The organism is Pseudomonas sp. Sample_23 (genome assembly GCF_004307595.1).
Classification (GTDB): Bacteria; Pseudomonadota; Gammaproteobacteria; order Pseudomonadales; family Pseudomonadaceae; genus Aquipseudomonas; species Aquipseudomonas atacamensis.
On sequence record NZ_RCNX01000005.1, the window covers coordinates 55048 to 73565 of the forward strand.

Below are 18518 nucleotides of genomic sequence, written 5' to 3' on the forward strand. Positions count from 1 at the left end.
ACCGGCAGGCTGGTGGTGGACTTGATCTCCGACAGCGCCACGATCGAATTCACTTCCTGTATCCCCGGCACCAGCGACAGCTTCTCGAAAAAGAACTGCTCGTACGCCTCGATATCCGCCGCGACAATGCGCAGCATGAAATCCACCGCCCCCATCAGCACATAACACTCCAGCACTTCCGGAAAGCCGCGAATCGCCTCGGTGAACTCGGTGAAGTTCGAACGCCCATGAGCGTTGAGTTTGATCTCGGCAAAAATCTGCGTGTTCAGGCCGATCTTCTTGCGATCCAGCAAGGTCACCTGGCCGCGAATGATGCCCTCCTCCTTCATCCGCTGAATCCGCCGCCAGCACGGCGATTGCGACAGGCCCACCTGCTCGGCGATCTGCGCGCTCGACAGCGAAGCGTCTTCCTGGAGCAAGGCGAGAATCTTGCGGTCGTAGGCGTCCAGCTCGCTGTGCATAAAAAATCCTCAAAGATCAGCTTTCACGAATCAACTCTTTCGATAAATCCGTTCAGACGCCGATCATAGCCAAGAAATACCCCGCACCGAATGTAAAAATTTCTCCAGTGATTTTGGAGACTCGCCATGCCGCACCTTGAAGCCGTAAACAGCCCCGCCGCCCGCGCTGATGTCTGGAACGTCAACAACGCCCACTGCCTGGCGCAATACCAAATCCTCGCCGAGGCCGAGCCGGATCTGCTGGTGCGCGTGTTGAATCTGTTCGCCTTGCAATTTCTGACGCCGGAGCAGGTCAAGGTCCAGCGCCAGGACGATCTGCTGTCGATCGATCTGCTCATGAGCGGCCTGAGCTGGCATCGCGCGCAAGTGATCGCGGAGAAACTGCGTAACCTGATCAGCGTCTGCGCGGTGGACCTGCACAACGCCGACACGGCGTGGCAGGCGCCCGCACAGGCTGCCGGCTGACAAATTCGGCAACGGCTTCGTCGGGTAGTGGCCCAACGGTCAGCGGGGCCACGACTATCCTTTTGCGCATGACGCTTAAAAAGGAAAGCCGCATGTCCGTTCAATTTGTCACTCAGGACCGCTGGCTGGACCTCAACGATGTATTACGGGAACTGGTCGCCCAAGGCTTCATCTGCCAGGACGCGGCGGAACAGGCGCTCAATGCCCGCCGTCGCCATGCTGCTCACGGGCAGATGCATCCGCTGGAATTCATCGCCAGCCAGCAACTCGACGACCTCAGCCGTCCGGGCAAACATCTGGATCTGGAAAGCCTGACCCTGTGGCTGGCGCAACAGGCCGGTCAGCCGTATTTGCGCATCGATCCGTTGAAAATCAACGTCGCGGCGATCACACCGCTGATGTCTTACGCCTTCGCGCAACGGCACAAGATTCTCGCCGTCGCCGTGGACCGCGACTCGGTCACCGTGGCCAGCGCTCAGCCCTACGTCAGCGGTTGGGAAGCCGACCTGACCCACGTATTGAAGCTGCCGATCAAACGTGTCGTGGCCAACCCGGTCGACATCCAGCGCTTTAGCGTCGAGTTTTTCCGGCTGGCCAAATCGGTCAGCGGTGCCAGCAATGCCGACGCCCAAAGCGGCAATCTCGGCAACTTCGAACAACTGCTCAACCTCGGCGCCAGCGATCAGGAGCCGGACGCCAACGACGCGCACATCGTCAACATCGTCGACTGGCTGTTCCAGTACGCCTTCCAGCAGCGCGCTAGCGATATCCACATCGAACCGCGCCGCGAGCACGGCACCGTGCGCTTTCGCATCGACGGCGTGCTGCACAACGTCTATCAATTCCCGCCGCAGGTGACCATGGCGATCGTCAGCCGCCTGAAAAGTCTTGGCCGCATGAACGTCGCGGAAAAGCGCAAACCCCAGGATGGCCGGGTCAAGACCAAGACCCCGGACGGCGGCGAAGTGGAGTTGCGGCTGTCGACTTTGCCGACAGCGTTCGGCGAAAAAATGGTCATGCGGATTTTCGACCCGGAAGTGCTGCTGAAGAATTTCGACCAGTTGGGTTTCAGCGCCGACGACCTGCGGCGCTGGCAGGACATGACCCGCCAGCCCAACGGCATCATTCTGGTCACAGGGCCGACCGGCTCGGGCAAGACCACCACCCTGTACACCACGCTGAAAAAACTGGCGACGCCGGAGGTTAACCTCTGCACCATCGAAGACCCGATCGAAATGGTCGAGCCGGCCTTCAACCAGATGCAGGTGCAGCACAACATCGAACTGACCTTCGCCGCCGGAGTGCGCGCGCTGATGCGGCAGGACCCGGACATCATCATGATCGGCGAGATCCGCGATCTGGAAACTGCGGAAATGGCGATTCAGGCCGCGCTCACAGGGCACTTGGTCCTGTCCACCCTGCACACCAACGACGCGCCAAGCGCGATCAGCCGTTTGCTCGAACTGGGCGTGCCGCATTACCTGATCAAAGCCACCGTGCTCGGCGTTATGGCTCAGCGTCTGGTGCGCACGTTGTGCCCGCACTGCAAGGCGCCGCTGACGCTCGAAGATGAAGACTGGCAAACCCTGACCCGGCCCTGGCAAGCGCCGCTGCCGAGCAATGCGCAACGGGCGATCGGTTGCCTGGAATGCCGCGACACCGGCTATCGCGGCCGCGCCGGGGTCTACGAAATCATGCAACTGAGCGACAGCCTCAAAGCGCTGATCACCCCGGACACCGACCTCACCGCGATCAGGCGTCAGGCCTTCAAGGAAGGCATGCGCAGCCTGCGCCTGTCCGGCGCGCAGAAAGTTGCGGCGGGGCTGACCACGGTGGAGGAAGTGCTGCGGGTGACACCGCAAAGTGAGTTGAAATAATTCAGCACGGAACTGGATCGGGGATCGGCTATCCAACGCCGTAGTCAATCCCAGGAGTCACCTCATCATGCGTCTCAAACTCGCTGTCGCCACCTTGGCCCTGCTGTCGCTTCCCGTTGGTTCGGCCATGGCGGACAGCTTTTGGCGTAACGTCATCTCCTCCGGCGCCACCACCGGTTCGACCTACCTGACGTTCAAGGATCACAAGCTGATCGTCGCCGCCCAGGACGACGCCGGCAGCTTCGTCGCCAGCGACGGCGGCATCCGTGGCCCGTACCTGGAAGCAGCGATGCAGAAAGTCCGCGCCGACAACCCTGGCCTGCAGGCTTCGGACATGGAACTGGCGAACGCGATTCTGGCGAAGAACGCCGTGGCTTCCGAGTAAGCCTCGCACCCTCAAAAATGCCGCTCGATCGAGCGGCATTTTTTTGCCCGGATTACCGCCTCACCACCATGCCTTGTGGGAGCGAGCCTGCTCGCGAAAGCGGTGAGCCAGTCACCGAAAATGCTGGCTGGACGATTGCTTTCGCGAGCAGGCTCGCTCCCACAGGGACGGTGGTGGATTTAGAGATCAGCGGTAATCCTCCACCGGGACACAGGCGCAATACAGATTGCGATCGCCGTAGACGTTATCCACCCGATTCACCGCCGGCCAATATTTGTGCAAGCGTGTGTGCGCATCCGGGGTGATGGCCTGTTCGATGCTGTAAGGCCGTTCCCAGATCCCAGTGACATCGGCCAAGGTATGCGGCGCGCGTTTGAGCGGGTTGTCTTCGCCCGGCCAGTTGCCCTTCTGCACTTCATTGATCTCGGCGCGAATGCTCAGCATCGCCGCGATGAAGCGGTCGAGCTCAGCCTTGGATTCGCTCTCGGTCGGCTCGACCATCAAAGTACCGGGCACCGGGAAGGACATGGTCGGCGCGTGGAAGCCGTAATCCATCAGCCGCTTGGCGACGTCTTCCTCGCTGATGCCGGTCTGCGCCTTCAGTGGGCGCAGATCAAGAATGCATTCATGCGCCACACGACCATTGCGCCCGGTGTAGAGCACCGGGAACGCGCCGGATAAATGCTGCGCCAGATAATTCGCCGCCAGAATCGCCACCTCGCTGGCGTCCGCCAGTTGCGGGCCCATCATGGCGATGTACATCCAACTGATCGGCAAAATGCTCGCACTGCCCCACGGCGCTGCGCTGACTGCGCCGTTCTGCGCCAGCGGCCCGTCAATCGGCACCACCGGATGATTGGCGACGAACGGCGCCAGATGCGCACGAACCCCGATCGGGCCCATGCCCGGCCCGCCGCCGCCATGGGGAATGCAGAAGGTCTTGTGCAGGTTCATGTGCGAGACGTCGGCGCCAATGTCCGCTGGTCTGGCCAGGCCGACCTGAGCGTTGAGATTGGCGCCATCCATATACACCTGGCCGCCATGCTGGTGAATCACTGCGCAGATTTCGCTGATGCCCTCCTCGTAAACCCCATGGGTCGAAGGATAGGTTGCCATCAGGCACGACAACTTGTTCCCGGCCTCGGCGGCTTTCAGCTGTAGATCATCCAGATCGACATTGCCCGCCTCATCGCATTCCACAATCACCACACGCATCCCGGCCATCTGCGCCGACGCTGGATTGGTGCCGTGGGCCGACGACGGAATCAGGCAGATATCCCGCGCGCCCTCCCCCCGGCTCTCGTGATACTTACGGATCGCCAGGAGCCCGGCGTATTCGCCCTGGGCGCCGGAGTTGGGCTGCATGCAGATCGCATCGAAACCGGTAATCGCGCAGAGCCAACGCTCAAGCTCCTCGATCATCAGCGTGTAACCGACAGCCTGCTCCCTCGGCACGAACGGGTGCAGATCGGCGAACTGCGGCCAGGTGATCGGGATCATCTCGCTGGTGGCGTTGAGTTTCATCGTGCACGAGCCCAGCGGGATCATCGATTGGTTGAGCGCCAGATCCTTGTTTTCGAGCTGTTTGAGGTAACGCAGCATCTCGGTTTCGCTGTGGTGAGCGTTGAACACCGGATGTTGCAGGTACGGCGTACTGCGCTGGAGTTCGTCGGGAATTCCCGAGGCGATGTCCTGCGTATCAAGCGCATCAATGCTCAGGCCGTGATCGGCGCCGAGCAGCACATCGAACAGCTTCGCCACGGTGTGTTCATCACAGGTCTCGTCCAGACTCAGACCGACGCGGCCACGACCAAGAATGCGCAGGTTGATCTGCGCTGCCTGAGCACTTTCGATGATCGCCGTTTGCGCACCGCCGACCTCCAGAGTCAGCGTGTCGAAGAACTGCCTGTTGAGCCGTTTGATGCCGTTGCGCTCGAGTCCCGCCGCGAGGATGCAGGTCAGGCGATGCACGCGCTGGGCGATACGCTTCAAACCCTCCGGGCCGTGATACACCGCGTAGCAACTGGCGATATTGGCCAGCAGCACCTGCGCGGTGCAGATGTTCGAATTGGCTTTCTCGCGGCGGATGTGTTGCTCGCGGGTTTGCAGGGCCATGCGCAGCGCGACGTTGCCGCGAGCATCTTTCGACACACCGATGATCCGCCCCGGAATCGCCCGTTTGTATTCCTCGCGGCTGGCGAAGAACGCCGCGTGCGGGCCGCCATAACCCATCGGCACACCGAAACGCTGGGACGAACCGAACACCACATCGGCACCCAACTCACCCGGCGGCGTCAGCACCAGCAGGCTGAGCAAATCGGTGGCGACGCAGGCCAGGGCCTGTTGTGCGTGCAGGTGGTTGATCAAGGGTTTGAGATCGCGGATTTCGCCGTGGGTGTCGGGGTATTGCAGCAGCGCGCCGAACACCTCGTGCTGCGCCAGGTTATCCACCGCGTCGACGATCAGCTCGAAGCCGAAACCTTCGGCGCGGGTCTGTACCACGGAGAGAGTTTGCGGATGGCAATTTTCATCCACAAAAAACAGATTGCTCTTCGACTTCGCCACGCGCTTGGCCAAAGCCATGGCTTCGGCCGCTGCGGTAGCCTCATCGAGCAGCGAGGCGTTGGCCAGTTCCAGGCCGGTGAGGTCGATCGTCAGTTGCTGAAAATTCAGCAGGGCTTCGAGCCGGCCTTGGGCGATCTCTGGTTGATATGGGGTGTACGCGGTGTACCAACCGGGATTTTCCAGCACGTTGCGCAAGATGACGGTCGGCGTGACAGTGCCGTGATAGCCCATGCCGATCAGGCTGGTGAACAGCTGATTCTGCTCGGCATAACCGCGCAGTTTCGCCAGCGCAGTCTGTTCGTCGAGTGCCGGCGGCAGATCCAGTGCGCGATTGAAGCGAATGCCCGGCGGCACGGTCTGCTCGATCAGCTCGGCGCGACTGCCCAGGCCGAGGCTGTCGAGCATCGCCTGCTGCTCGGCGGCATCCGGGCCGAGGTGGCGGCGCAGAAAGGCTTCGGGATCGCGTAACTGGCTCAGGGACGGCGACTGGGACATGACGGGCTCTCCTGGCTGGCGCTTGGCGTCAATCGACACGGTCAAACCAGCATAGCAGGCGAATTTTCAAGATCACGCCGCCCCTGTGGGAGCGAGCCTGCTCGCGAAAGCGGTGTTTCAGAAACCTTGGCATTGACTGATATGGCGCTTTCGCGAGCAGGCTCACTCCCACAAAGGGATATTCGTCGCCCATAAAAAAGCCCCGACGAATCGGGGCTTTGGGGCGCGCCGGCAAGTTACTCGCCGATGGCAGCCTTGTAAGCCGCCGCATCCAGCAGCTTGTCCAGCTCGGCCTTGTCGCTTGGCTTGAGCTTGAAGATCCACGCGCCGTACGGGTCGGAGTTCAGCAGTTCGGGCGAGCCGCTCAGGTCTTCGTTGATCGCGATGACCTCACCGCTGACCGGGGCGTAGATGTCGGAGGCGGCTTTCACCGACTCGACCACGCCGGATTGATCACCGGCGGCGAACACCTTGCCGACTTCGGTCAGCTCGACGAACACCACGTCGCCCAGCGCTTCCTGCGCGTGATCGCTGATGCCCACAGTGACGGTGCCGTCGGCTTCCAAACGCGCCCATTCATGACTTTCGGCAAATCGCAGTTCGGCAGGGATATCGCTCATCTTCGGTTCCTCGGAAATTGGTCAGCGGTCATGCCCGCCAGAAAAGGTTAGATCAAGGTTTTGCCATGGCGCACGAAGGTCGGTTTGACCACTCGCACCGGATACCACTTGCCACGGATTTCCACTTCGGCGCGGTCGGCGGTTGCCATCGGAACACGCGCCAGGGCAATCGATTTGCTCAGCGTAGGAGAGAAACTACCACTGGTGATCTCCCCTTCGCCAACATCGGCGATGCGAACCACCTGGTGAGCACGCAAAACCCCGCGTTCTTCCAGTACCAGACCGACCAGTTTGTGCGCCACACCGGCGGCTTTTTCCGCCTCCAGCGCCGCGCGGCCGATGAACTGCCGCGAGGCCGGCTCCCAGGCGATGCTCCAGGCCATGTTCGAGGCCAGCGGTGAAACGTCCTGATGAATGTCCTGACCGTACAGGTTCATCCCAGCCTCGACCCGCAAGGTGTCACGGGCACCGAGGCCAATCGGCGAAATGCCGGCGCCGACGAGGTCGTTGAAGAAACCCGGCGCCTGATTCGCGGGCAGGCAGATTTCCAGGCCATCCTCGCCGGTGTAACCGGTACGCGCGATGAACCAGTCGCCGTCGATGGCGCCTTCGAAAGGTTTGAGTTGCTGGATCAGCGTGGCACGGGACTGGGTGACCAGTTCGGCAATCTTGTGCCGGGCCTGCGGGCCCTGGATGGCGAGCATCGCCAGCTCGGCGCGCTCGTGCAGTTGCACGTCGTAGGCGCCGAGCTGGGCGTTCATCCAGGCCAGATCCTGATCGCGGGTCGAGGCGTTGAACACCAGCCGGTACGCGTCGTCGAGGCGATAGACGATCATGTCGTCGACGATGCCGCCGCGCTCATTGAGCATGGTGCTGTACAACGCCCGGCCGGGGCGGTGCAGACGTTCGACGTCGTTGGCCAGCAAATGCTGGAGCCAGGCCTTGGCCTGGGCGCCGGTGACATCGATCACGGTCATATGGGAAACATCGAACACCCCGCAATCGCGGCGCACTTCGTGGTGCTCCTCGACCTGCGAGCCGTAATGCAGTGGCATGTCCCAACCGCCAAAATCGACCATCTTCGCGCCGAGCGCGAGGTGCAGGTCATACAGAGGCGTACGCTGTCCCATGGGTTTCTCCTTCCGGGCGTGGCGAGGGTGCGGACCGCCGCTATACGGCGGAAAGCCTTGATGAATAAGGCTTTCAGCCGATTCCAGCGCACGGATCTGTCAGACGAACCGCACCGAATGCCGCGCATTGTAGCCGCATGATGTAGGACTGACGACTAAGTGTTTCGGTGCGCCGAACGTCGAATCAATCCGATCACCGGCAACAACCCGACCAGCACCAGCGTCAATGCCGGCAATGAGGCGCGCGCCCATTCGCCTTCACTGGTCATTTCGAAGATGCGCACCGCCAGCGTGTCCCAGCCAAACGGGCGCATCAGCAGGGTCGCGGGCATTTCCTTGAGCACATCGACGAACACCAGCAACGCCGCGCTCAAGGTGCCGGGCAGCAACAGCGGCAGATACACTTTGAAAAACAGTCGCGGCCCACTGACACCCAGGCTACGTGCCGCTTCAGGCAAAGATGGCCGTATACGCGCCAGACTGCTTTCCAGCGGCCCGTAGGCGACGGCAATGAAGCGCACCAGATAAGCCATCAGCAACGCCGCGAGGCTGCCGAGCAGCAACGGTTTGCCGGCACCACCGAGCCAGGCGGAAAGCGGAATCACCAGTTCACGATCCAGATAACTGAAGGCGAGCATGATCGACACCGCCAGCACCGAACCGGGCAAGGCGTAGCCGAGATTGGCCAGACCGACCCCGGAGTTGATGGCTGGGGTCGGCGCCAGACGCCGGGCAAACGCCAGCAACAGCGCAACGCTGACGGTGATCAGCGCGGCCATCGCCCCCAGATACAGCGTGTGCAGGATCAGCCCGGCGTAGCGTTCATCCAGATCGAAGCGCCCACGCTGCCAGAACCAGACGATTAGTTGCAGCACCGGGATAACGAAGGCGCAGGCGAATACCAATGCACACCAGCCTGTCGCCGCCAACGCCTTGAGCCCGCGCAGGTGATACAGCGCTTTCACCCGTGGCCGCTCATTGCTGGCCCGATTCGCCCCGCGCGCACGGCGCTCGCCGTACAGCACCAGCATCACCACCAGCAGCAACAGACTGGCCAGTTGTGCGGCGCTGGGCAGGCTGAAGAAGCCGTACCAGGTCTTGTAGATTGCCGTGGTGAAGGTGTCGAAGTTGAACACCGACACCGCGCCAAAATCGGCCAGGGTTTCCATCAGCGCCAGCGCCACGCCCGCGCCGATCGCCGGACGCGCCATCGGCAACGCGACCCGCCAGAACGCCTGCCACGGCGATTGCCCGAGCACCCGCGCCGCTTCCATCAGGCCTTTGCCCTGAGCCAGAAACGCGGTGCGCGCCAGCAGATAAACGTAGGGATAAAAGACCAACACCAGCACCACGATCACCCCGCCGGTGGAACGCACCCGTGGCAGGCGCAGACCGCTGCCGAACCATTCGCGCAGCAGGGTTTGCACGGGGCCGGCGAAATCGAGCAGGCCGACGAAGACGAACGCCAGTACATACGCAGGGATGGCGAAGGGTAGCATCAGCGCCCAGTCGAGCCAGCGCCGACCGGGGAATTCACAGAGACTGGTCAGCCAGGCGAGGCTGACACCCAGCAGGGTCACGCCGACCCCGACGCCGAGGATCAGCGTCAGGGTATTGCCGAGCAGACGCGGCATCTGGGTTTGCCACAGGTGCGACCAGATCTGCTGATCGATGGTCTGCCACGACAACAACAGCACGCTCAGCGGCAACAACACCAGCGCGGCGATGGCGAAGACGATGGGGTACCAGCGGCGTTGGGCGGGGTGGGCCACTTTTGGGTCTCTGGAGGGATTGGGGTGTTCTTGGATTGCGTATTTCAGGTTGGGATTGCTGCCCTCACCCTAGCCCTCTCCCGGAGGGAGAGGGAACTGACCGAGGTGCTCATGCAAACTACATCGACCTGAGATATTGAGTCGAACTCAAGTTTCGAAAGCAACACAAGTTGGCTCCCTCTCCCTCCGGGAGAGGGCTGGGGTGAGGGAGCGATCTTGAAAGATCAACAGTTACACGAAACGCCTCAGTTCCACCCCGCCCGATCCATCATCCGGATCGCCTCGGCCTGACGTTTGCCCGCCACTTCTACCGGCAAGGTATCGGCAACAAACTTGCCCCACGCCGCCACTTCTTCCGAGGGTGCCACCGCCGGGTTGGCCGGGAATTCCTGGTTCACGTCGGCAAAAATCTTCTGTGCCTCAGGCGTGGTCATCCATTCGACCAAAGCCTTGGCCGCTTCCGGGTGCGGTGCATGCTTGGTCAGGCCGATGCCCGACAGGTTCACATGCACACCGCGATCAGCCTGGTTCGGCCAGAACAGTTTCACCGGCAGTTCAGGCTTCTGCTTGTGCAGGCGACCGTAGTAGTAGGTGTTGACGATGCCAACGTCACACTGCCCGGCGTTGATCGCTTCCAGCACCGCAACGTCATCGGAGAACACGTCAGTGGACAGGTTGTTGACCCAGCCCTTGAGGATTTTCTCGGTCTTCTCGGCGCCGTGAACTTCGATCATGGTCGCGGTCAGCGACTGGTTGTAGACCTTCTTCGCCGTGCGCAGGCACAGGCGGCCTTCCCAATTCTTGTCGGCCAGCGCTTCATAGGTGGTCAGTTCGCCCGGCTTCACCCGCTCGGTGGAATAGGCGATGGTCCGCGCGCGCAGGCTCAGGCCGGTCCAGGCGTGGGTGGACGAGCGATATTGCGCGGGAATATTGGTGTCGATGGTTTTCGAAGTGAACGGCTGGAGGATGCCCATCTGCTCGGCCTGCCACAGGTTGCCGGCATCGACGGTGAGCAGCAGATCGGCGGTGGCGTTTTCACCTTCGGCCTTGATGCGCTGCATCAGCGGCGCTTCCTTGTCGGTGATGAACTTGATCTTCACCCCGGTCTTGGCGGTGTAGGCATCGAATACCGGTTTGATCAGCTCATCGATACGCGACGAGTAAACCACCACCTCATCGGCGGCCTGGGCAGTGGTGCTGCCGATCAGGGTCAAGGCCAGTGCGGTCAGAAGACGCTTGGATGCCAACATGGGAGTGGTCTCACGGTCGGGAAATGTGGGCCAAATGATAAGGACTCACATTTACCACCACAATCGAACACTGGGGGAAGGCGTTACCAGATGTTGCACGACTCAAAACTGCGGTAAGTGGGCGGACGCTTTCGCGAGCAGGTTCGCTCCCACATTGGAATGCATCTCAACTGTGGGAGCGAGCCTGCTCGCGAAGGGGCCATCAGCCTCAATGAGGAGGTCAGGGCTTTGCCAGAGCTGGAAGATCCCCGGTCAACCCCAGCGCCTCGCGCACAAACAACGCCTTCGCCTCGGGCATCTGCTCGACCAGCTTCAACCCGGCATTGCGCAACCAGCGCAGCGGCAGCGGGTCGGCCTGGAACAACCGCTCGAAGCCTTCCATCGCCGCCATCAGCGCCAGATTGTGCGGCATACGCCGACGCTCGTAGCGGCTCAGCACCTTCACGTCTGCCAGTCGCTCACCGCGCTCATGCGCTTGCAGCAACACTTCCGCCAGCACCGCTGCATCGAGGAAACCAAGGTTCACACCCTGCCCGGCCAAGGGGTGAATGGTGTGCGCCGCATCACCGATCAAGACCAGGCCCTCAGCGACGTAGCGCTTGGCGTGACGCTGACGCAACGGCACGCACAGACGCGGGTCGGCGCTGATGACTTCACCGAGGCGTCCCTCGAAGGCTCGCTCCAGCTCAGCGCAAAACGCAGTCTCTTCCAGCGCCATCAAGCGCTCGGCTTCAGCCGGTGTGGTCGACCAGACGATCGAGCACCAGTCCTGCTGACCGTCACGCTCCAGTGGCAAAAACGCCAGCGGCCCGTGATCGGTAAAGCGCTGCCAGGCGGTTTTGCGGTGCGGCTGGCTGCAGCGCACGCTGGTGACGATGGCGTGATGCAGATAATCCCACTCGCGGGTCGCCACGCCGGTCAGACGGCGCACCGCTGAATTGGCGCCGTCCGCCGCGATCACCAGCGGCGCGCGCAAGGTGCGGCCATCGGCCAGGGTCAGCAGCCAGTCGTCGCCGGAGCGACGCATCTGCTCCAGCCGCGCATTGGCCAGCATGCCCAGGTCGCAATCATGCAAACGCTCGAGCAGCGCATCCTGGACCACGCGGTTTTCGACGATGTGGCCGAGCACATCGGCATGTACGCTGCTCGCCGAGAAATGAATCTGCCCGGTGCCGCTGCCGTCCCAGACGTGCATGTCGGTGTACGGGCTGCTGCGCCGCTGGGCGATGCCGTCCCAGACGCCAAGGCGCTCGAGAATGCGCTGGCTCGCCGCCGACAATGCGCTGACGCGCGGTTCGAACGCCGCCTCGGCATCGAACGGCTTCACGCTCAACGGGCTGCCGTCGAGCAACAGCACTTCCAGCCCACTGTCCTGTAGCGCCAGCGCCAGGGCGCTGCCGACCATTCCGGCTCCGACAATCAGCAGATCTGCGCGCATTTCCATGCTTTAGGCCTGTCTCGCTTGCGGCTTGAGCCGCACGTAAAGGGTTTTACCGACCCGCGCCACGAGGTTGCCGGCGCCGTCATGAATGTCGACCTGCAACTGCGGCAGGTATTTATCGCCGTTGGCGGTCTGCCGGCGGATCTCGTCGAGCAGGGTCTGGTCGATGTTGAACCGGGCGAACACCGGGCCTTTGCCCGGCGCAATGAAATCGATGTCGGCGGCCTTGTCCCAGACGATGTACTTCGGACCGAGGTTTTCCATGAGCATCAACATGAAGAACGGGTCGACCATCGAATACAGACTGCCGCCAAACTGGGTGCCGACGTAGTTGCGGTTGTACCAGCCCAACCCCATGGACACCTGGACGTCGCGAAAGTCGTCACTGATGTGCCGAACGCGCACTCCGGCACCGAGATACGCCGGGTAGAAGGTCATTACCCAGCGCATCAATCGTGCCTTGCCGAATTTGTTGCTCAGCCACTCAAGCATCCGGACGGGTTCCCAGGCCCATCGCCTGCCGGGCGAACCAGCGTTTGGCTGGCGGCAGCAGGTCGAGGCCGAGCAGGCCGAGATTGCGCCCCAGCGACACCAGCGGCTGGGTGCTGCCGAACAGGCGCGTGACCTGATCGGAGAAGCCCACCGTCAGGTCCTGATCAAGGCGCTGCCGCTCGCGATAGGCCTGCAACGTGGAGAAGTCGCCCAGCGGCTTGTCGCTGGCGAGCAGCGCGGCAGCCAAGGCGTCGGCGTCACGCAGCGACAGGTTGAAGCCCTGGCCGGCGATCGGGTGCAGGCTGTGCGCGGCGTTGCCGAGCACGGCCAGATGCGAGCGCACCTGTTCTTCAGCTTCGATCAGTGACAGGGGATAAAGATGCCGTGCGCCGACCTGCTTCAGGGTGCCGAGGCGGTAACCGAACACGCCTTGCAGCTCGCTGAGAAAATCACGCTCGCTCAATTCAGTCAGACGCTGCGCGTCCATGCCCAGACGGGTCCAGACCAGCGCGCAGCGATTGTCCGGCAGCGGCAGCAGGGCCATTGGGCCTTCGTCGGTAAAGCGCTCGAAGGCCATGCCGTTGTGCGCTTCACTCGGGGTGATGTTGGCGATCAGTGCGCTCTGGTTGTACGGGCGCTTGCGCACGTTGATGCCCAACTGTTCGCGCAACCCGGAGCGGCCGCCATCGGCGAGTACCGCGAGATCGCATTCCAGTGTGGTTTCGTCGTTGAGGGTCAGGCGGTAGCCATCGGCCAACGGTTCCATGCGCGTGACTTCCGCCGGGCAGCGCCACGTGATCACGTCTTTGTCGAGGTGCTGCCACAGGCACTGGCCGAGCCAGGCGTTTTCCACCACGTAACCGAGCGCTGGCACACCCTCTTCCATCGCCGACAAGCGCGCGGTGGAGAAACGGCCACGGTCGGAGACATGAATCTGTTTGATCGGCTCGGCGCGGCGGGATATTTCCTGCCACACGCCCAGGCGCTGATAAATCTGCCGCGAGCCGAACGACAACGCCGAGGAGCGGGCGTCGTAGCTCGGCTGCCAGCTGTCGCCGGGGGCGAACGGTTCGATCAGGACGATTTTCCAGCCCTGCGCCTTGGCCCCGGCCTGCAACGCCAACGCCAGACTGGCGCCGACCAGACCGCCACCGATGATTGCCAGATTGACTCGACTCATGCTGCGTGTGTCCTTGCTTGGGCCATCAGCGCTTCGATCTCGGCGACGGTTTTTGGCACGCCGCTGGTGAGGATTTCACAACCGGATCGGGTCACGACCACGTCATCCTCGATACGCACGCCAATACCGCGCCATTTCTTCGCCACGTTCTGATTGTCCGCCGCGATGTAGATGCCAGGCTCCACGGTCAGCGCCATGCCGACCTCCAGCACACGCCATTCGCCGCCGACCTTGTACTCGCCAACGTCATGCACATCCATGCCCAGCCAGTGGCCGGCGCGGTGCATATAAAAAGCCTTGTAGGCTTCGCTTGCGATCAACTCGTCAACCTCGCCCTGCAACAAGCCAAGCTTGACCAGACCTGCGGTGATCACCCGCACCGTGGCTTCGTGCGCCTGGTTCCAGTGCTTGTTGGGGGCGATCTCGGCGAACGCCGCTTCCTGCGAAGCCAGCACCAACTCGTAGATCGCCTTCTGCTCCGGCGAAAACTTGCCGTTGACCGGCCACGTGCGGGTGATGTCGCTGGCGTAACAGTCGATCTCGCAACCGGCGTCAATCAACACCAGATCGCCGTCCCTGAGCAGCGCGTCATTCTGCTGGTAATGCAGGATGCAGCTGTTGCGCCCGGCGGCGACGATCGAACCGTAGGCCGGCATCTTCGCCCCGCCCTTGCGGAATTCGTAATCCAGTTCGGCTTCGAGGCTGTATTCATACAGCCCCGGACGACTGGCCTGCATCGCGCGGATATGCGCCTGCGCCGAAATCCGCGCGGCTTCGCGCATCACCTTCACTTCTGCCGCCGATTTATACAGGCGCATGTCGTGCAGCAGATGATCCAGGGCAACGAATTCATTCGGCGGCTGCGCGCCGAGGTGCGCCTTGGAGCGGATCACGTTGATCCAGTCCATCAGGTGCCGATCGAATTCGGGATTGCTGCCCATCGCCGAATACACCCGGTCGCGGCCTTCGATCAGGCCTGGGAGGATGTCGTCAATGTCGGTAATCGGAAAAGCATCGTCGGCGCCGTACTCGCGGATCGCGCCTTCCTGCCCTGCGCGCAGGCCATCCCACAATTCGCGTTCGGCGTTGCGTTCACGACAGAACAGGATGTACTCGCCGTGCTCGCGACCGGGCATCAGAACGATGACGGCTTGTGGCTCGGGAAAACCGCTGAGGTACTGGAAGTCGCTGTCCTGACGGTAAACATGCTCGACGTCGCGGTTGCGGATGGCCACCGCGGCGGCGGGCAGGATCGCGATGCTGTTGGGTTCCATCTGCGCCATCAGGGCCTTGCGGCGACGGCTGTATTCCGCTTTGGGGATGTGGGTCATGGGCAGATGGCTTTCCCTGGCACGCGATTAATGCAGCGACGGCTTGGCGGCTGGCGGCACATCGGCTTTTTTGGTTTCCGAGAACAGCAGCAACGGCGCGACGCGCAGGTATTCCATGACTTCCATGTAGTCGGATTCGCCGTCTTCGGATTCTTCCAGCGCGTCCTGCACCTGGGAAATGGCTGCCAGATCCTGCAGCACTTCGGTGGCTTCAGTGCTGAGCATGCTGCTGTCGCGGCAGTTCAGGCCGAAACCGCTGAGGAAGCCCTGGCACCACTCGCCCAGTGCAGCAGCGCGGTCGGCCAGCGGCGCATCGTCGGTCGGCAGCAACAGAACGACGGTGACGTCGTCGCCGGTCAGCTCGCCTTTGACCATCTCCTGCAGGCCGATCAGGGCGTTGCGGACGTTGTCCTGGATGTCGCCTTCGAGCAGTTCGGCGGCGTCGATCAGCCAGCCTTCGTGATCGAAGCCGGCCCCGGCGCAACTGCGCCCGAGCAGCACGCCGTGCAGTTCGGCAGGCGAGACGTTGTGGCCGCTGGCAGTCAGCAGGGTGGCAAAGGCTTGGTACGGGGAATTCGCAATGGTCATGGGCAGCTAGGCGCCAGACGGCGCTATGTCTAGAATGAAGGCCTTGTATCCTACATCGACAGCCCCGCCAAGACCATTAAAGGCTGTCCGCCAGTCACCACCCATCAGACGAACACGTGGACCCAATGGAAGACACCGACCTGCAAGCGCTGATGGCCAGACTCGAACTGCTGATTGGCCGAGTCGAGCAACTTAAGAGTCAAAACGCACTCTTACTAGCTCAGGAAAAAACCTGGCGCGAGGAACGCGCTCACCTCATTGAAAAAAACGAAATCGCCCGGCGTAAGGTCGAATCGATGATTTCGCGCCTCAAGGCCCTGGAGCAAGACTCATGAGTTCAAGCAATAGCGTTACCGTGCAGATCCTCGACAAAGAGTATTCGATCATCTGCCCGCCGGAAGAACGCAGCAATCTGGTCAGTGCCGCCCGCTACCTGGACGGCAAGATGCGCGAGATCCGCAGCAGCGGCAAAGTCATCGGCGCCGATCGCATTGCCGTGATGGCCGCGCTGAACATCACCCACGACCTGTTGCACAAAGAAGAGCGCCCGGATATCCAGGCCAGCGGTTCGACCCGCGAACAGGTACGCGACTTGCTCGATCGTGTCGATCTGGTTCTGGCCGACGATCAGAACACCGCCAAGGGCTGATTCGACTGACAGCTTGAGGTATACTCGCGGCACTCCCTGGGGTGCTTGCCAGTTGACGATGTCCCGGAGCCGATTCGCACTACCCTGGAAGTTGCACGTTGGGCTGGTGTGCATGTCCGCTAGACGGAAAGCCTTAAAGTCTACTGCTTCTTCCACCTTGAACTTTCGGGTTCAAGGGCTGAGTTGACAGCGGTTCATCCGGGGAGCCTGATTCGAATCCGATGTCGGTGTATGCCGACATCGGATTTTTTATGCGTACGTTTTTGCATCCACCTGCCGAAGCCGAACCATGACCGAACCCGCGCTGCTGCCCCGCCCGCAACTCCGCCGCCTGCTGCGCAAGGCGCGCCGCGCACTGACGCCGGGCGAACAACGCCGGGCTGCCAAAGGCCTGTTCCGGCAATTGGCGCAAGACCCGCACTTTCGCCGGGCGAAACATATCTCTCTGTATTTGCCCACCGACGGTGAAATCGATCCGCGCCTGCTCCTGCGCGAAGCCCAGCGTCGCGGCAAGGCGACTTATCTGCCGGTACTCAGCGCGTGGCCACGAACGAAAATGGTCTTCCAGCGCATCCGCCCCGGCGAAAAGCTCACGCCCAATCGTTTCCGCATCCTCGAGCCCCGGGCCAATCTGGCTCGGCAACGCAAGGTCTGGACGCTGGATCTGGTGCTGTTGCCGCTGGTGGGGTTTGACGATGTCGGCGGACGCTTGGGCATGGGCGGCGGGTTTTATGATCGCAGCCTCGCCTATCTGGCCCGGCGCAAGAACTGGCGCAAGCCGACGCTGCTGGGCCTGGCCCATGAGTGTCAGAAAGTCGAGCGTCTGGCGCAGGCGAGCTGGGATGTGCCGTTACAAGGCACGGTCACCGACAAGGCGTGGTATTTCGCAGAGTAGACGCCGCATGGAACAGCGGCGTCGAAGAGACAGGTTCAGCGTTTGAAAGCGGTCGACTGTTGCACCTGTTGCGCCACTTCAATCGGCGCGTCGGCCTTGTTCGCCCACAGGCTCTGCGCGTAACCGGTGGTTACCACGCCCAGGCCAAACAAAATTACCAAAGTCCATAGCAAATCCGGTTTGCGTTTCATCGATTGCCCCCCTCAAGGCACATCATCACGATGACAGCAGCGGTTTCCGTTCGTAGGCCGTGCAGCAGCGTCAAGCTTTAAAGGCCGGCATTTTGCGGCAACGTGAACCTGTGCGCAAACGCTGACGTCAACCGACTGTCGGTTTGTCATAAAATTGCCCGACAACCTGCCCAATGACCGCTTCAGGAGCACACCACATGGCCTATTGGCTGATGAAATCAGAGCCCGACGAACTCTCGATCAAGGGTCTGGAAAAGCTCGGCAAGGCGCGCTGGGACGGGGTTCGCAACTATCAGGCACGCAACTTCCTGCGGGCGATGGCGGTCGGTGACGAGTTCTTTTTCTACCATTCCAGCTGCCCCGAGCCGGGGATTGCCGGGATTGGCAAAATTATCCAAGCAGCGTATCCCGATCCGACGGCGCTGGAGCCGCAGAGCCATTACTTCGATCCGAAGGCTACAGCAGAAAAAAATGCCTGGAGCGCGATCGATGTCGAGCATGTCGAGACGTTCAAACGGGTGTTGAAGCTGGATTATCTGAAGCAGCAGACGGCGCTGGCAGAGATGCCATTGGTGCAGAAGGGCTCACGGTTGTCGGTGATGCCGGTTACACCAGAACAGTGGACGGCGGTTATCGGGCTCAAACCCTGATTCATTTATGCCGGATAAATAGCTTTCGCGAGCAGGCTCGCTCCCACAGGAACATGCAGTCCAATGTGGGAGCGAGCCTGC

Annotated in this window: 19 protein-coding genes and 1 other RNA gene; 8 read left to right on the forward strand and 12 right to left on the reverse strand. The window is 61.8% G+C overall.

Annotated elements, in window-relative coordinates:
• On the reverse strand, positions 1 to 461 hold a 461-nt coding region (locus D8U82_RS01055; RefSeq protein ID WP_130889095.1), incomplete at its 3' end, for an Lrp/AsnC family transcriptional regulator.
• A gap of 126 nt (positions 462 to 587) precedes the next feature.
• Here D8U82_RS01055 and D8U82_RS01060 point away from each other — a divergent pair.
• From D8U82_RS01060 to D8U82_RS01070, 3 genes are all read left to right on the forward strand, one after another.
• Positions 588 to 926, forward strand: coding sequence for a hypothetical protein (locus D8U82_RS01060; protein ID WP_024014731.1), 339 nt, complete (start codon positions 588 to 590; stop codon positions 924 to 926).
• 92 nt (positions 927 to 1018) lie between these two features.
• Complete coding sequence (locus D8U82_RS01065; protein WP_122506176.1) at positions 1019 to 2803, forward strand: GspE/PulE family protein; 1785 nt, start codon at positions 1019 to 1021, stop codon at positions 2801 to 2803.
• 64 nt (positions 2804 to 2867) lie between these two features.
• The gene (locus tag D8U82_RS01070) at positions 2868 to 3188 is read left to right on the forward strand and encodes a DUF2388 domain-containing protein (protein ID WP_172667868.1); all 321 of its coding nucleotides are present in this window, start codon (positions 2868 to 2870) and stop codon (positions 3186 to 3188) included.
• Positions 3189 to 3374: 186 nt separating this feature from the next.
• Here D8U82_RS01070 and gcvP read toward each other — a convergent pair whose 3' ends face one another.
• The 10 genes from gcvP to D8U82_RS01120 all read right to left on the reverse strand — a co-directional run bounded on the left by gcvP (position 3375) and on the right by D8U82_RS01120 (position 16052).
• On the reverse strand, positions 3375 to 6248 hold the full coding sequence (gene gcvP, locus D8U82_RS01075; RefSeq protein ID WP_130901498.1) for an aminomethyl-transferring glycine dehydrogenase: 2874 nt from the start codon (positions 6246 to 6248) through the stop codon (positions 3375 to 3377).
• Between the two features lie 236 nt (positions 6249 to 6484).
• Positions 6485 to 6868: a glycine cleavage system protein GcvH gene (gene gcvH / locus D8U82_RS01080; protein ID WP_125916753.1), complete on the reverse strand. Its 384-nt coding sequence runs from the start codon at positions 6866 to 6868 to the stop codon at positions 6485 to 6487.
• A gap of 47 nt (positions 6869 to 6915) precedes the next feature.
• On the reverse strand, positions 6916 to 7998 hold the full coding sequence (gcvT, locus tag D8U82_RS01085) for a glycine cleavage system aminomethyltransferase GcvT (RefSeq protein ID WP_071172161.1): 1083 nt from the start codon (positions 7996 to 7998) through the stop codon (positions 6916 to 6918).
• A gap of 155 nt (positions 7999 to 8153) precedes the next feature.
• Positions 8154 to 9770, reverse strand: a complete 1617-nt coding sequence (locus tag D8U82_RS01090; RefSeq protein WP_130901499.1) for an iron ABC transporter permease — start codon at positions 9768 to 9770, stop codon at positions 8154 to 8156.
• Between the two features lie 245 nt (positions 9771 to 10015).
• Positions 10016 to 11020 (reverse strand): extracellular solute-binding protein, encoded by a 1005-nt coding sequence (locus D8U82_RS01095; protein WP_130889091.1) that lies wholly within the window; start codon positions 11018 to 11020, stop codon positions 10016 to 10018.
• 220 nt (positions 11021 to 11240) lie between these two features.
• Entirely contained in the window at positions 11241 to 12458 is a 1218-nt protein-coding gene (locus tag D8U82_RS01100) for a 2-octaprenyl-3-methyl-6-methoxy-1,4-benzoquinol hydroxylase (RefSeq protein WP_177433303.1), read from the reverse strand.
• Positions 12459 to 12467: 9 nt separating this feature from the next.
• Positions 12468 to 12953: a DUF4442 domain-containing protein gene (locus D8U82_RS01105; protein ID WP_130901500.1), complete on the reverse strand. Its 486-nt coding sequence runs from the start codon at positions 12951 to 12953 to the stop codon at positions 12468 to 12470.
• Positions 12946 to 14133 carry a 2-octaprenyl-6-methoxyphenyl hydroxylase gene (ubiH, locus tag D8U82_RS01110; protein ID WP_024014739.1) on the reverse strand — a complete coding sequence of 396 codons (1188 nt, stop codon included), beginning with the start codon at positions 14131 to 14133 and terminating at the stop codon, positions 12946 to 12948. Before ubiH ends, D8U82_RS01105 begins: the two co-directional genes overlap by 8 nt.
• Positions 14130 to 15464, reverse strand: coding sequence for a Xaa-Pro aminopeptidase (pepP, locus tag D8U82_RS01115; protein ID WP_130901501.1), 1335 nt, complete (start codon positions 15462 to 15464; stop codon positions 14130 to 14132). The genes ubiH and pepP overlap by 4 nt, the downstream gene beginning before the upstream one ends.
• A 27-nt stretch (positions 15465 to 15491) precedes the next feature.
• A complete protein-coding gene (locus tag D8U82_RS01120) occupies positions 15492 to 16052 on the reverse strand; it encodes a YecA family protein (RefSeq protein ID WP_016772633.1) in 561 nt (186 codons plus the stop codon).
• A 125-nt stretch (positions 16053 to 16177) separates the two neighbouring features.
• Here D8U82_RS01120 and D8U82_RS01125 point away from each other — a divergent pair, with 125 nt between their 5' ends.
• From D8U82_RS01125 to D8U82_RS01140, 4 genes are all read left to right on the forward strand, one after another.
• The gene (locus tag D8U82_RS01125) at positions 16178 to 16387 is read left to right on the forward strand and encodes a TIGR02449 family protein (RefSeq protein WP_007911197.1); all 210 of its coding nucleotides are present in this window, start codon (positions 16178 to 16180) and stop codon (positions 16385 to 16387) included.
• The gene (locus tag D8U82_RS01130; protein ID WP_016772632.1) at positions 16384 to 16701 is read left to right on the forward strand and encodes a cell division protein ZapA; all 318 of its coding nucleotides are present in this window, start codon (positions 16384 to 16386) and stop codon (positions 16699 to 16701) included. Before D8U82_RS01125 ends, D8U82_RS01130 begins: the two co-directional genes overlap by 4 nt.
• A 30-nt stretch (positions 16702 to 16731) precedes the next feature.
• A non-coding RNA gene (gene ssrS, locus D8U82_RS01135) (6S RNA) lies at positions 16732 to 16910 on the forward strand.
• Positions 16911 to 16990: 80 nt separating this feature from the next.
• On the forward strand, positions 16991 to 17596 hold the full coding sequence (locus tag D8U82_RS01140) for a 5-formyltetrahydrofolate cyclo-ligase (RefSeq protein WP_125925392.1): 606 nt from the start codon (positions 16991 to 16993) through the stop codon (positions 17594 to 17596).
• A 35-nt stretch (positions 17597 to 17631) separates the two neighbouring features.
• Here the strand turns inward: D8U82_RS01140 and D8U82_RS27990 are convergent, their stop codons facing one another.
• On the reverse strand, positions 17632 to 17787 hold the full coding sequence (locus D8U82_RS27990) for a hypothetical protein (protein ID WP_007911192.1): 156 nt from the start codon (positions 17785 to 17787) through the stop codon (positions 17632 to 17634).
• Positions 17788 to 17984: 197 nt separating this feature from the next.
• Between D8U82_RS27990 and D8U82_RS01145 the strand changes: the two genes are divergently transcribed.
• Complete coding sequence (locus D8U82_RS01145; RefSeq protein ID WP_130889089.1) at positions 17985 to 18437, forward strand: EVE domain-containing protein; 453 nt, start codon at positions 17985 to 17987, stop codon at positions 18435 to 18437.
• Positions 18438 to 18518: the final 81 nt, after the last annotated feature.

Coding starts and splice junctions, on each gene's coding strand:
- D8U82_RS01060 (WP_024014731.1), top strand. CDS start 588: ATGCCGCACCTTGAAGCCGTAAACAGCCCCGCCGCCCGCGCTGATGTC.
- D8U82_RS01065 (WP_122506176.1), top strand. CDS start 1,019: ATGTCCGTTCAATTTGTCACTCAGGACCGCTGGCTGGACCTCAACGAT.
- gcvP (WP_130901498.1), bottom strand. CDS start 6,248: ATGTCCCAGTCGCCGTCCCTGAGCCAGTTACGCGATCCCGAAGCCTTT.
- gcvH (WP_125916753.1), bottom strand. CDS start 6,868: ATGAGCGATATCCCTGCCGAACTGCGATTTGCCGAAAGTCATGAATGG.
- gcvT (WP_071172161.1), bottom strand. CDS start 7,998: ATGGGACAGCGTACGCCTCTGTATGACCTGCACCTCGCGCTCGGCGCG.
- D8U82_RS01095 (WP_130889091.1), bottom strand. CDS start 11,020: ATGTTGGCATCCAAGCGTCTTCTGACCGCACTGGCCTTGACCCTGATC.
- D8U82_RS01100 (WP_177433303.1), bottom strand. CDS start 12,458: ATGCGCGCAGATCTGCTGATTGTCGGAGCCGGAATGGTCGGCAGCGCC.
- D8U82_RS01105 (WP_130901500.1), bottom strand. CDS start 12,953: ATGCTTGAGTGGCTGAGCAACAAATTCGGCAAGGCACGATTGATGCGC.
- ubiH (WP_024014739.1), bottom strand. CDS start 14,133: ATGAGTCGAGTCAATCTGGCAATCATCGGTGGCGGTCTGGTCGGCGCC.
- pepP (WP_130901501.1), bottom strand. CDS start 15,464: ATGACCCACATCCCCAAAGCGGAATACAGCCGTCGCCGCAAGGCCCTG.
- D8U82_RS01120 (WP_016772633.1), bottom strand. CDS start 16,052: ATGACCATTGCGAATTCCCCGTACCAAGCCTTTGCCACCCTGCTGACT.
- D8U82_RS01125 (WP_007911197.1), top strand. CDS start 16,178: ATGGAAGACACCGACCTGCAAGCGCTGATGGCCAGACTCGAACTGCTG.
- D8U82_RS01130 (WP_016772632.1), top strand. CDS start 16,384: ATGAGTTCAAGCAATAGCGTTACCGTGCAGATCCTCGACAAAGAGTAT.
- D8U82_RS01140 (WP_125925392.1), top strand. CDS start 16,991: ATGACCGAACCCGCGCTGCTGCCCCGCCCGCAACTCCGCCGCCTGCTG.
- D8U82_RS27990 (WP_007911192.1), bottom strand. CDS start 17,787: ATGAAACGCAAACCGGATTTGCTATGGACTTTGGTAATTTTGTTTGGC.
- D8U82_RS01145 (WP_130889089.1), top strand. CDS start 17,985: ATGGCCTATTGGCTGATGAAATCAGAGCCCGACGAACTCTCGATCAAG.